Annotated in this window: 12 protein-coding genes and 1 tRNA gene; 7 read left to right on the top strand and 6 right to left on the bottom strand. The window is 42.7% G+C overall.

The annotated features are described in order from the left end of the window. Window positions 1-349: 349 nt before the first annotated feature. Both BV375_RS16295 and BV375_RS16290 read right to left on the bottom strand, forming a co-directional pair. A complete protein-coding gene (locus BV375_RS16295; protein ID WP_086762240.1) occupies window positions 350-835 on the bottom strand; it encodes a YcxB family protein in 486 nt (161 codons plus the stop codon). Window positions 836-1210: 375 nt separating this feature from the next. Further along, a complete protein-coding gene (locus tag BV375_RS16290) occupies window positions 1211-1660 on the bottom strand; it encodes a sigma factor (RefSeq protein ID WP_208099135.1) in 450 nt (149 codons plus the stop codon). Window positions 1661-1779: 119 nt separating this feature from the next. On the opposite strand from BV375_RS16290, the gene BV375_RS16285 reads away from it, so the two are divergent. From BV375_RS16285 to BV375_RS16265, 5 genes are all read left to right on the top strand, one after another. Beyond that, the gene (locus BV375_RS16285; RefSeq protein ID WP_243713960.1) at window positions 1780-2205 is read left to right on the top strand and encodes a YciI family protein; all 426 of its coding nucleotides are present in this window, start codon (window positions 1780-1782) and stop codon (window positions 2203-2205) included. Between the two features lie 156 nt (window positions 2206-2361). Beyond that, entirely contained in the window at window positions 2362-2859 is a 498-nt protein-coding gene (locus tag BV375_RS16280) for a VOC family protein (RefSeq protein ID WP_086762236.1), read from the top strand. 232 nt (window positions 2860-3091) lie between these two features. Continuing rightward, window positions 3092-3523, top strand: a complete 432-nt coding sequence (locus tag BV375_RS16275; protein WP_086762234.1) for a YciI family protein — start codon at window positions 3092-3094, stop codon at window positions 3521-3523. Between the two features lie 213 nt (window positions 3524-3736). Continuing rightward, on the top strand, window positions 3737-4147 hold the full coding sequence (locus BV375_RS16270; RefSeq protein WP_086762233.1) for a VOC family protein: 411 nt from the start codon (window positions 3737-3739) through the stop codon (window positions 4145-4147). A gap of 178 nt (window positions 4148-4325) precedes the next feature. Continuing rightward, window positions 4326-4709: a hypothetical protein gene (locus BV375_RS16265; protein ID WP_086762231.1), complete on the top strand. Its 384-nt coding sequence runs from the start codon at window positions 4326-4328 to the stop codon at window positions 4707-4709. Between the two features lie 132 nt (window positions 4710-4841). On the opposite strand, the gene BV375_RS16260 is transcribed toward BV375_RS16265, so the two are convergent. The 3 genes from BV375_RS16260 to BV375_RS16250 form a co-directional block, all read right to left on the bottom strand. Next, window positions 4842-4913: transfer RNA gene (locus BV375_RS16260), tRNA-Gly, on the bottom strand. 64 nt (window positions 4914-4977) lie between these two features. After that, window positions 4978-8298, bottom strand: coding sequence for an efflux RND transporter permease subunit (locus BV375_RS38160; protein ID WP_086762229.1), 3321 nt, complete (start codon window positions 8296-8298; stop codon window positions 4978-4980). 212 nt (window positions 8299-8510) lie between these two features. After that, a complete protein-coding gene (locus BV375_RS16250; RefSeq protein WP_243713958.1) occupies window positions 8511-9989 on the bottom strand; it encodes an efflux RND transporter periplasmic adaptor subunit in 1479 nt (492 codons plus the stop codon). A gap of 793 nt (window positions 9990-10782) precedes the next feature. On the opposite strand from BV375_RS16250, the gene BV375_RS16245 reads away from it, so the two are divergent. After that, window positions 10783-11652 carry an Npun_R2479 family HD domain-containing metalloprotein gene (locus tag BV375_RS16245; protein ID WP_086762227.1) on the top strand — a complete coding sequence of 290 codons (870 nt, stop codon included), beginning with the start codon at window positions 10783-10785 and terminating at the stop codon, window positions 11650-11652. A gap of 137 nt (window positions 11653-11789) precedes the next feature. Continuing rightward, on the top strand, window positions 11790-12905 hold the full coding sequence (locus BV375_RS16240; protein WP_086762225.1) for an ABC transporter permease: 1116 nt from the start codon (window positions 11790-11792) through the stop codon (window positions 12903-12905). Between the two features lie 7 nt (window positions 12906-12912). Here the strand turns inward: BV375_RS16240 and BV375_RS16235 are convergent, their stop codons facing one another. Continuing rightward, the gene (locus BV375_RS16235) at window positions 12913-13305 is read right to left on the bottom strand and encodes a hypothetical protein (RefSeq protein ID WP_086762224.1); all 393 of its coding nucleotides are present in this window, start codon (window positions 13303-13305) and stop codon (window positions 12913-12915) included. Window positions 13306-13491: the final 186 nt, after the last annotated feature.

The following is a 13491-nucleotide window of genomic DNA, read 5'->3' as shown; positions in this document are numbered from 1 at the left end:
TTGCGTGCGGGGGTTCCCCCCCGTTGAGCAAACTTCGGGGGAGGGGATTAAGGGGTGGGGTAAAACGTATATGGGATAAGCGTTTAAGCTTAAGTTGACACCAATGGGCACTGCCGTGACCTCTAGAATATTTATTGATGTGTCGCAAACATTATTTGATTTGGTATTAGCCTTGGAATTTCATTCCGAGGCGGGTTAGCAGCGAAGCGGGAATTTATTCAGATATGGGTAATGATAATGCTTCTAACCTGTGGACGGGAGAACAACACAAAACTGAGGATTTTATGGTGAGAAGTTCAGACACATCGCAATTTCCACACGTAATTCTACCGCAACTTTACTGCTGTATTCACCACAATTTAATTAGCTGTTTCCCTTCTAAAAATAAATCAAATCGGTGCATATCCTTCTCTGACTCAAAAGCCGCTACTGGTAAGTAGTGAAATTGAACTTTTGTTATATATAAGAAATAATATTCACTTTTTTTGATAACTTTTACAAAATGCTCATATCTGAGCTTGCTGATACTCCCATCTTCAAAAAATATCGTAAAAAAATCCTCATCCATTTCGCAATATCTACTTTGAAAATTTAACTCAGAAGTTCGCCCTTGTAAACGTAACCAAAGTGGTACAGAGAGAATATAAGCAATAAAACCCAAGCAATACAGCAACCACCAACTAAATTCTTTCTGGATTATAGAAATGATAATATTTACCACTGTCAAAACTGAAAAGATAATTAAGGTTAATTTCATGCGTTTATAATAATCAACAGCAATAATTCCTCTTAATTCTTTGGGAGATATTTGAAATTTCTTAGTTCTAATCAGCATAAGGATTTATAAATTATTATTGAAAGTGATTAATCAGCTTAGAGGTAATTTGAAAAGTCTTTGATTAAAGATACGCTCATCATCGCTTGTGTCTAGAGATGAGTAAATATTGGGAAAGTGTAGTGAGGTGTAATATGCCTAGGAAGTACAATGGATTAATTAAATATCTCTGATTGAATAATTATGAATTATTTGGTTTTTCTCTGATTTTTAGTTGGCAACTATTTTATGAGTTGGAATACTTTTTTAGAAGCACTATGCAATTCTAGAGAATATGAACTTACTTCTCTTGAAACAGAAGTTTTAATGTGCTTAGAGGAGAGCCACTGCCCCACAAAAAAAGATTTATTGGCAACCTATATTACATCATATTCCCTAATTGAAGAAGAAGCTTTTACCTAAAGACTTAAGAATATCTATAGAAAATTTCACATTGCCGGGAAAGGATATAAGCTTCCCCAACTTCATAAGTATCTGAGTGAAAAATATATTCACTATCAAAATACTGTCATAGGTTGGTTCTTCTGTGGATGGAATTAAGCCAGATGCCGCATACCACTCCAGTTTTTCGGTCAGTTTCGTACGTCGTCGGAGGCGAGCGATCGCCTTGTATCGGGCAGTTCGGATAATCCAGGCACGGGGGCGATCGGGAATACCGTCGCTTTCCCACTGATTCACTGCCGCTGTAAATGCTGCCTGTGCAGCTTCTTCAGCTACATCAAAATCTCCGACCAGCCGAATCAGAATAGCGACAATGCGCCCCCATTCAGTTCGATAAAGGGCAGCAATTGCTTGAGCCACATCTGTTTTTGGGATTGAAGCCATACCTTTCACAAAAACACATAAAGAATTTTGGGCAAGGTGTCGATTTGAGCAATTGCCGTTCGACTGAGTGATAAAGGGAGATAAAGTTCAATTGTACTAGACAAAATTTTTGCACTCAGGTGTCGATTTGGACAATTCCCGTTCGACTTAATCACAAAGGAGGCAACCAAATGAAATATTTGCTGCTGATTTATATGGACGAAAACGCCATGAGCGACACCGAGCGGGAGCATTGCTATGGGGAATCTGCCCAACTCGCCCAGGACTTGCATACTCAAGGACAATTTCTGGCGACGGCTCCACTCCATCCTGTTGCAACCGCAACCAGTGTCCAAGTCCGTGATGGCAAATCACTCGTGACCGATGGACCATTTGCCGAAACCCGCGAACAATTGGGTGGATTCTTCCTCGTTAATGCTCAGGATTTGGATGAAGCCATTGCGATCGCCACCCGCATCCCAGGTGCAAAAGTCGGCACCGTCGAAATCCGTCCTGTCATCGAAGTTGCGGGACTACCAGCACAGCCCTCAATACTTGTCGGTTAAGGGGAAAAGGGGAAGGGGAAAAGGGGCAAGAAAAAACCTTTAACCCTTACCCTTTCACCTTTTCCCCAAACCAAATTCCGAGTTGAAAATCCTTAACCGAGCAGTATTGGCACAGCCCTGACCGTCCTTAACCACTTGAACTCAAGGAGAACCCTCATGCAAAACAATTCCAAAATCACTCCCTGTTTATGGTTTGATGATCAAGCCGAAGCCGCCGCTCAGTTTTATACGTCGATTTTTCGCAATTCCAAAATTGTCCACGTCAGTCGATATGGAGACGCTGGACAGGAAATTCACGGAAAACCAGCCGGAGCCGTCATGACTGTCAGCTTTGAACTTGATGGTCAGCCGTTCACAGCACTGAACGGTGGTCCGACCTTCAAATTTAACGAGGCTATTTCCTTCCAAATCTTTTGCGATACCCAGGCGGACGTGGACGATTACTGGCAAAAATTGTCTGCTGGTGGGGATGAAACCGCACAGCAATGCGGCTGGCTTAAAGACAAATACGGCGTCTCCTGGCAAATTATTCCTCGCATTCTGATTGAGTTACTCAACCACCCCGACGCGGCAACCTCTCAAAAAGTGACCACTACCATGCTGCAAATGAAGAAGATCGAGATTGATGAACTCAAGCGTGTCGCTGCTGATTAGCGGTTCCTTCGGAGTTGCGCTTTACGCTAATCAGCACACCCAACCCAATACTTGTATGGGGAAAAGGGGAAGGGGAAAGGGAAAAGAAAAAAACTTTACCCTTTACCGTTTACCGTTTACCCTTTAACCTTTTCCCCAAACCCAATGCCGAGTTGAAAATGCACAAAGCGTGCAGTATTGACACCCAACCCCTCGCAATCTAACTCAAAACCATTCAACAGGAGATTTCACAATGAAAGTCATGGTCTTTGTCAAAGCAACTCAAGACTCCGAAACTGGGGTCATGCCGAGCGAACAGATGTTAACTGAAATGGGGCAGTACAACGAAGAATTAGCCAAGGCAGGTATCTTGCTTGCCGCTGAGGGGTTGCATCCTAGCTCAAAAGGGGTGCGAGTTCACTTTTCAGGAAGCGATCGCACCGTCACCCAGGGACCTTTCACTCCAGCGCAGGAGCTAGTGGCAGGGTACTGGCTGTGGCAGGTGAACTCAATGGAAGAGGCAGTTGCTTGGGTAAAGCGCTGCCCTAACCCTATGCCAGGAGACTCCGAGATTGAGATTCGTCCCGTATTCGAGGCAGAGGATTTTGGTGAAGTCCTGACACCCGCCTTAAGGGAGCAGGAAGACCGCATTCGCGCTCAGATTGAAACGCAGCAGCAAAAGTAACCCCGCATTTCTCACAAGCTTGAGGGGATATTGGGCAGAGGGGCAGAGGTGCAGAGGGGAAAGACTTACTGCAACTGCTCCCCTGCTCAAGCGCAGGCTTATTCGAGATGTGGTGAGAAATCCGGGTAACGTCATCAGTGATCGCGCAAATGATGTTCATGTGCGAACGATCCGCTCATCAAAACGCAGAATCGATTACAAAAGGAGAAATTAATGAAACTCAATTCTTACCTGATGTTCAACGGCAACTGTGAGGCAGCGTTCAAGTTCTATGAACAATGTCTGGGTGGCAAGATAACTATGATGATGACACACAAAGAAGCACCTTCCGCAGAAAATGTCTCACCCCAATGGCAGGACAAAATCATGCACGCTTGCCTTGAACTAAATGATCGCCTCCTGATGGGATCTGACTGCCCACCAGGATACTTTGAAACCCCGCAAGGTTTCTACGTACAAATTAGCGTTCCTGAAATCGCTGAGGCAGAACGGCTTTTTCACGCTTTAGCAGAAAATGGCAAGGTGAAGATGGCGATCGCGCAAACGTTCTGGTCATCGCGCTTTGGCATGTTGACCGATCAGTTTGGGACACCGTGGATGATCAACTGCGAACAAACCATCTGAGCCGAATGGCACGCTTGTAAAGGGAAAATCATTGAGGCAGCTCTTGTGCAGAGGAGCAGGGGAGAAAGAAGAAGTTTAAGGTATACGAACGGATATTTAAAAATTCCCCTCTGCACCCCTGCACCTCTGCAATCCTTACGTTGTCAACCCTTCAGCAAAGTCATCCAATGAGGACTTCTTGGATCTGAAACTCTATGATCCTTTGAATACAATTAAAGACTTCTGCGCTTCGTTACAAAGTCTTTGGGAAAATCGGGAGAAAGCAAACTTAGCTGAATTTAAAGTTTTTAAGTTCAATGGTCGAGGGTTACTACAAGGTCAACGTTCAGAACAAGATAATAACCTGACCACAATATTAGCTTACTGTGGTGGAAAAGTAGAAAAAAAGGGTAAATGTAGATTTACTCCGCTTGTTGTTGGTAAACATGATAATTGCCCTACTTGTGGTCGTCTGATTTGTCCTCAAAATGATTGCGGCTATTGTAGCGATAAATGCCCTTCTCACGAATTGAGAAAACAGAATAAAATTCCTAGAGATAATAAGTTTTATTATGTGTGGTAAATAGTTTGACACCCAAAAAGACCTTTGATGACCCAATAAAAGCACCCGATAAAGGGTATAATTGGGATTATCAAGGAGAATGATCAAGATAAAAAACCTTGAAAAGCTTACGATGTAAGGATTTGAATTAAAAGCGGGTGATGGGACTCGAACCCACGACGTTCACCTTGGGAAGGTGACATTCTACCACTGAATTACACCCGCAAAAAGCAGCTAGCCACTTAGCTATAGCTAACTGTTATTATACCACAAATTGCCAATGCTGAATTTAAGAAGCAGATTTTTCGCGCTCTGATGGGAGACTGATGACTTCATGTTCATCAGATGAAGCACGGGGTGGTTTTTTACCAAAGCCGTACCGTAATGTATTGATGATCCAGCGTTGGAAGTTGTCAATATAGCTAAATATTACGGGTACTACTACCAGAGTCAGCAATGTAGAAGTTGTGAAGCCACCCATGATGGCAATTCCCATCGGTTGGCGGACTTCCGAGCCGGCACCAATTCCCAATGCTAGAGGTAGAGTACCTGCTATTGTTGCCAGTGAGGTCATCATAATTGGACGCAAGCGTGACACACCAGCTTCTATAAGTGCTTGACGTTGGCTTTTGCCTTCTTGCATGTTGATGATTGTATAGTCAACTAACAGAATTGAGTTTTTGGTAACAATCCCCAATAGCAGTACAATTCCAATCAAAGCATAGAGTCCTAAGGGTTTCTGCACAAGCATCAAGGCTACAAGTGCGCCGCCTAAACAAAAGGGCAAGGCTGCCATAATCGACAGCGGATGGAAGAAGTTGTTATATAACAGGACGAGAATTGCATAGATGCACAGAATTGCTAATCCCAAGGCGCTGCCAAAACCTCTAAATATGTCTTGCATAATTTTTGCACCGCCGGAGGGTTGCTGTACTACTCCTGGGGGTAAATTTTGCATAATAGGCAGTTTATTTACTGCTTGGACTGCTTCTCCGAGGGCGATACCTTGCAAGTTGGCTTCTACTGCGACTTGACGGGCGCGATCGTAGCGGTTGATGGTTGCAGGCCCACTACCAAATCGGATATCTGCAACAGCAAGGAGGGGAACTAAGCTGCCATTTTGACTGGGAACTTGGAGATTTTTGATATTGTTGATGTCTGCACGGGCTTTGGGATCGATTTGCACGCGAATGGGAATTTGCCGATCGCTTAAATTATATTTAGCTAAATTCGCGTCGTTATCGCCAATTGTAGCTAGGGAGGCTGTACGAGCGATCGCTTGCACTGTCACACCTAAATCTGCGGCGCGTTGCGGATCGGGAATTACCAGAATTTCTGGTTTCACCAAACTGGCGCTAGAAGAGACTTCTACTAATCCGCTTAAGGTTCGCATCTGCTTTTCTAAAGCTTCCGCAGCTTGTCTGAGAGCTTCGGGATTTTCACTCCGCAGAACTATTGATAAACCTTTACGGCTATCACCAGGTACTTGACTTTGGAAACTAATTCTTGCTCCTGGTATTTGCTGGAATAAGGGGCGTATTTGTTCCTCAAACTGTTTTTGAGAAATTTTCCGTTCCTCTTTGGGTTTGAGATTGACAGCAAGGTTAGCTGTATTCAAATCTTCAGTTGCTAGCACCTGTTCAACTACAGGGTTTTTTAGGAGGATATTAGTTGTCTGTGTAACTACCTGATTCATGTCTGCTAAGGTGGAACCAGGTGGAATTTCTATAGCTATGCTAGAAAGACCGTAGTCACCATCATCAACGAAACCCTTGGGAATTAAAGGAACTAGCATCAGACTGGCAATAAAGAAAGCTAGAGCGATCGCAATTGTTGTTAATCTATGGCGTAATGCCCATTGCAACAGCGATTTATAAGGCTGAAAGCCACGAGGCTTGATAGTGCTGAGGAGCCAGTCGCGTGGTGAGGCAGCGCGGTCTTGGGGGTTCCCCCCATGAGCGACTGCCGAAAGGGTCTCCCGACTTGAGCGAACTGGCGTTGCTGAGTTGTGAGTTCTGAGTTTTTTAGTTCTTTTGTTGATTGTTGGCAGTGTAAATTTAAAATTGAAGAATCGAATAACTCTTGTCTGATGCTGCTCCTGTGTTCCCTTACTGTGATGCGTATGGTCTTTATCCTTGAGTAAATACGCCCCCATCATTGGGGTTACCATCCGGGCTACCAAAGTTGAGAAAATTGTGGAAATAGCAACCGTAAAGCCAAATGGTTGAAAAAACTGCCCCGGAATCCCACCCATAAAGGCAACGGGCATAAACACGGCAATAATCGTTGCAGAACTTGCCATCACAGCTAATCCCACTTCGTCAGAAGAGTCATAAGCTGCTTGCAAAGGTGATTTGCCCATTGCCATGTGCCGTTCCATGTTTTCAATTTCCACGACGGCATCATCTACTAAGTTACCTACCGCTAGGGCTAATGCTAGCAATGTCATGTTGTTGAGGGTATAACCCAATGCTTGCTGTACTGCAAAGGTAGGAATCATCGATAAGGGCAGGGCTACGGCAGTAATCAATGTTGCTCGCCAGTCCCGTAAAAATATCATAATCACGATGACTGCCAACACTGAGGCTTGAATCAACTCATCAATGGTGCTTTCGTAGGATTGGCGAACAACATCAGCCCTAGTAAAAATTAAATCCAGCTTCACATCTGGGGGGAGAGTTTTTTCCAGTTCGTTAACTGCGGCTTTGACTCCTGATTCCACAGTTACCATGACACTGCCAGTACTGCGGAGAACCTGAAAAGCTACCACAGGTTGATTATTCAAGCTGGCAGTTTGCCGCACGTCGCCAAACTTATCTTCCACAGTGCCCAAGCTGGACAAGGGTACAGAACCGCCCCCTGGCAGAACGATTTCGTAGGTTTTCAAAACATTTACACTGGCAGCGTTTCCTAAGGTACGAATACTTTGTTCGCTACCGCCTAATTCCGCACGTCCGCCAGGTAAGTTAATGTTGAAGGCACGGATTTGGTCGTTTACCTGAGTGGCGGTGATACCCAAAGATTGCAAGCGATCGGGATTGAGGTTAATTCTAATTTCACGATCAACCCCACCCACACGCTTAATTTGGGCTACACCTTTAACTGCTAACAAGGCACGGCTAATAGTTTGATCTACGAGATTGCTTAACTCCTCTACAGAACGCCGATCGGATTTGACAACGTAAGTAATGATCGGCCCGCCAGCAAAGTCTAGGCGTTGAACAATTGGATCGTTGATGTCTTGAGGCAAACTTTGACGAATTTGGGCGATCGCATTGCGCACATCATTGGTGGCGCGATCGCTATTTGTCCCCAACAAAAAATTTATTGTCGTTGTGGAATTGCCATCAGTCACCTTTGAGATCATGTTGTCGATATTGCCCAACCCCGCGACAGCATCTTCAATCTTTTTCGTCACTTGAGATTCTAGTTCCACCGGGCCTGCTCCCGGTTGTGTGACTGTCACTGAAACTGCGGGGATATCAACATTGGGATTGGTATCAATTCCTAAAGAAATGAAAGAAAACCAACCGACTACCGTCAAAATTAAAAATAAAACTATCGTGGGAACAGGTTTTTTAATCGACCAAGCAGAGATATTAAACGACATCGTAAATTTTAGTTTTGAGTTTTTGCGAAAAGTTAAGTCAGGAATTGCAAAAAAAAGTTGCCTTGAAAAAGGCTCAAGCCTTTACTACAAGTCTTCAAAATTGGTTTCGTGGACTACTAGTAGTACAAATAAACATCTAGTTAAAAAGCTTGGAAAAGCTGACAAAATCAGTTTTTTTCCCTTCCGCCTTGTGCCTTTTTTTCAGATCAAAATTATGGGCTTGTAACCACTAGTACTTTGTCGCCATCCTTGAGATACCCTGCACCACTAACTACCACACGATCGCCTAATTTCAATCCACTTTTGATTTCCACCCTGTTACCGTTAATAGGTTCTCCTAGTTCTACTTTCTGGGCGCGAACAATGTCTTCACCCGATAGCATGAATACAATTACACTTCCATCTGGTTGGGCTTGTACTGCTTTCTGCGGTACTGTCATTCCCATCGCTGAGTTGGTGGTAATCGCTGCACGGGCAAACATTCCAGGTTTCAGCAAGTTTGTGGCTGGTAAGTCGATTTTTACCGTTGCTTCTCGCCTTTGATCGTTGACTAGCGGTTGTATTTCTCTGACTTTTCCCTCCAACTTGACGCGGCTATCCCGATCAGAAGTAACTTCTACAGTTGCACCGACTTTGACTTGAGATAGTTGAATTTCCGGAACTTTTGCTTGCAGTTCTAATTTGCGATCGCGAATAATCGAAAACAGCTTTTGCGTACCGCCAACAATATTACCTACCTGAGTTTGTGGAGGTACACCTGTGACATCTCCGACTCTTGCCAGTTTTTCGGCAATAATTCCTGACACAGGCGCGAGAACTAAAGTTTGTCCTAATTGCGTTTGTAACTGTCCTACCTTCGCCGCACTATTGCGAACATCAGCTTGGGCTTTATTCACATTCGCTTGAGAAATGCTAATATTTGCTTGACCGCTACCTACGTTTGCTTGAGCGCTACGAACATTTTCTTGAGCAACACGCACCGCCTCGATCGCAGTTCTTACTGTGTAGGAGCGAGTATCGAGTTCTTGCTGACTAATCGCACCTGCGGCTGCAAGTTTTTGATAGCGTTGAAAATTCTTTTCGGCTTCTTCTAGCTTCGCCTGTGCTTGCGCTAAATCTGCTTGTCTTTGCTTGACTACTGCCAGATTTGATGACACAGTTGCCTGTTTAGATGTTACATCTGCTTGCTTAGATTCCACATCCGCTTGCTTGGATTGCACATCTGCTTTCGCTTGGCTAATTTGTGCTTGCAGTATAGAATCATCTAGAACTGCCAGCACTTGACCTTTTTTTACGAAAGCTCCTTCTTTGACATTGTCGGGAATTTGTTTGATTTGCAGTCCGTTTGTTTGCGGTAGCACAGGAATTAAATCGGACGCTGCTATAGTACCTGTGGTGTTGAGAGTCTGAGCAATACTGGCAGGTTTTACAGATGCAATGGTAACCGTCATCGCTGGTTTAGCTGGCGATGCTGATTTATCCGCTATAGTCTTTTGTTGAGGATCTGCATGATTCTTGAATGCACCTACACCACCAAGGGCGATCGCAAAACCTAAACCAGTCCCTAGCAACAACGGCATTAACCACAGACGAGTTTGTCTATCATCTAATTTTCTCTTAAAGCTAGCATCCTCAGCCTTCAAAGGTTCTTCCGTTTCGACTTCTAATGGACTTTCGTCACCCACAGTCATACCGATACCTCCTATGCATATAAAATACTCTACTGGGATTTTCTTAAGAAAGGTTGAAATTTATTAATGTATATTAAATATGGCACCTTTTTTCAGACTCTGACTGTCATTGTTCCCAGTATATAAACATGACGGAGGTCATATTTTTATTACCATAAGAGAATATTTGCAATATATTCAGATTATTTAAGTATTGTCAATAAGTATTTGCACTAAATTAACCAACATTTTAAAGTATTAAAATATTATTGGCTTGCATTGCTGATAAGATTAAGGAATGCTTGTGTATCTCACCAAAACTTCCAGCAATTGTCATTTTTACCTTCAGAATCGGGAGTTTTTAACTATTATTACTTTAATCTGCAAATATATAGTTTAATATTGCTACGAATTGTCTGAAAAATTGGTTATTTTATATCTAGGATTAAATATTAATAAAGCTGGTTCTTTAGCATTATCACTTTGATTTATGTTACAAACTCTTGATATCTAGATCGCTGCTGCTAAAAAAATAGATGTCAACAACTAATGAGGCTAAGGTATATCTGGACAAATATCAAGAATTTGTGGCAGGATATCAACCTACTATTTGCCTTATGTTGCCGATAAATCTTTTGTGCAGCGATGAAAGAATAGCCTATCTTTTGGGAAAAATATAAAAATGGCTAGTACTAAAAACTTTTATTGAGCTACAAAGGAGAAAATTTACATTGTCGTCACTTCCCCTTGGTGGCAGCAATCTGGCAATTTTTGCAAATAATCAATGAATTCTTATCCGAGTGAGTAACCACATATGTTCAATGCTACTGAAATTTTAATTGATTCTTTTGTTAATCAAATTCGAGAAGGCTATCGTCGCACCTATGGCGCATTCAAAAATGATTATCAAGATATCATTGCCTGGGCTGGTAGCATGGCCTTGGAAAATATTGCCAATAGTGACGCCTTGTATCACAATGTCGAACACACTATTCTTGTTACCCTTGTAGGGCAAGAAATATTACGAGGCAAACATATCCGCGAGGGTGGTGTTTCTAGTGACGATTGGTTACATTTTATTATCTCTTTAGTCTGTCATGATATTGGCTATGTTAAAGGAGTTTGCCGACAAGACCAAGAGACTGAAGGCTTATATGCTACAGGTAAAAATGACAGAATGATTTCTCTGCCTGCTGGTGCTTCTGATGCCAGTCTCATACCATATCATGTTGATAGAGCTAAACTTTTTATTGATGAACGTTTTGGTGGGCATAAGTTAATCGATGCAGAGGTAATTAAGATTAATATTGAATTGACTAGGTTCCCTGTTCCTGCGGCGGAAGATCATCAAGATACAAATAACTTTGCTGGTTTAGTACGAGCAGCTGATTTAATTGGACAATTAAGCGATCCACGTTACTTAAAGAAAATTACTTCTTTATTCTATGAGTTTGAAGAAACTGGTATGAATAAAGTTTTAGGCTATCAAACCCCAGCCGATTTACGTAAGAATTACGCCAAATTTTACTGGAATGGGGTTTATCCCTATGTCCAAGATGCATTACGTTATCTGTCGCTGACACAACAAGGTAAACAAATTCTGGCTAATCTTTACTCAAATGTGTTTGTTGTAGAACATGACAAACAACAAGAAGAACAGCGGTATGTAGTTAATAGTTATTAGTCAAAAGTCAAGAGTTAAAAGTCAAGAGTTAAAATTAATTATGCTGGGCTGAGAATTTTGAATTCTCCACGGGGGTTGACTATTGACCTTTGACCCTTGACTATTACACTATTAACCCTTGACTTTTTTAAAAAACTATGGATTGGTGGCAACGACTTAAAAAGAATCCTTTGGCGCGATTTGGGGCGATTTTGCTATTAGTTTTCTATTTAGCGGTAATTGCCGCTGATTTTGTCGCTCCTTACGATCCTTACGCGTCACAACCCAATGGTTCGTTGCTACCACCAACCAAGATTTACTGGGCTTCACCCTCAGGGCAGTTTATCGGCCCTCATGTTTATCCTACGATTCAGGGAGACACAAACTTAGAAACAGGCGATCGCAAACTGATCGTAGACTTCAAAAAGCCCTCACCTCTGCGTCTATTTGTCTCTGGTCCGGAGTACCATCTTTTTCAGTTGAGTTTACCACTGCCACCCAAATGGGACGAAGTTACAATTTTCTCTGGTATACCCTTAAATTGGCATTTGTTTGGCAGCACTGGGGACGCAAAATTCAACATCTTGGGTACTGACGATCAAGGCCGCGACCAATTCAGCCGATTAGTGCATGGAGGTCGCATTAGCCTGTTTATCGGTATTTTTGGCGTTATCATCACCTACCCCCTCGGTTTGCTCATCGGTGGTATTTCTGGTTATTTTGGTGGTGTGGCTGATACCATCATCATGCGCCTAGCAGAAGTGTTGATGACTTTTCCTAGCATTTATCTTTTGGTGACATTGGGAGCTGTATTACCAGCTGGGTTAAGCAGCACCGAGCGCTTTTTGTTGATTGTGGTAATTACTTCGGTAATTAGCTGGGCTGGTTTAGCACGGGTAATTCGCGGACAAGTGCTCTCAATTAAAGAGCGAGAATTTGTCCAAGCAGCACGAGCAATGGGAGGTAAACCGCTATATATTATCCTCCGCCACGTCTTGCCACAAACTGCTACCTATGTCATTATCTCTGCCACCTTATCTGTTCCTAGTTTTATTAGCGCCGAAGCTGTATTGAGTCTCATCGGCTTAGGAATTCAACAACCAGACCCCTCTTGGGGTAATATGCTCTCTCTAGCAAGTAATGCTTCAATTTTGGTACTGCAACCTTGGCTAATCTGGCCGCCAGCATTCCTAATTATCGTCACTGTACTTGCTTTCAATTTACTCGGGGACGGGCTAAGAGATGCTCTCGATCCTCGAAGCTTGCGACGTTAGGCTGATATTACAAGCCTTTGCCATTTATTTGAAATATACAGATGTAGCGTTCCACCAGCGATTGCAATGCTTGGAAGACCCAATCGTTTAGTTGTATATCTAATTGACAAGTGTTCAATCGGACATAATATGACAGATTTGGCGACTTATTTGCCGCTGGTAGATTCACCCCGGGATAAGTCTGCGTTTGTGCTACAAGATTGCTAGCTACCATCTTTTCATTCTTGGCTTTAGCAATAGAGTTAAAGCCAAAGACTTGGGTCAATTTCACAAAATCAGTATTTTGTTCATTAATAGTAATGGAGTTATTGGCTACTTCAGTCATTTTATTAACGTCTTGAGCAAATAACCTATCTATACCAATTGAATTGCTCGTCAATGTGGCTACGAGCAATGACATTAGTCTATGTGTTTTTATCATTTTATTAACCCTCAGTTCATAGACATGAATAGGTTATAAAGAATACTTTTGAGAATCAGCTTGATGGGAAACTAGAAATAATTTCTTATTTAAATAAAAAACTTTAAATTCTGGAGTTTAGACTAAGCCATCCAAAAAGACCCAGCAGTGCTGAGTTAATGAGAG

Origin of the sequence: Nostoc sp. 106C, assembly GCF_002154725.1 — a bacterium.
Lineage (GTDB): Bacteria > Cyanobacteriota > Cyanobacteriia > Cyanobacteriales > Nostocaceae > Aulosira.
The sequence above is the reverse complement of the archived record's forward strand: the minus strand, read 5'-3'. Positions and strand labels throughout refer to the sequence as shown.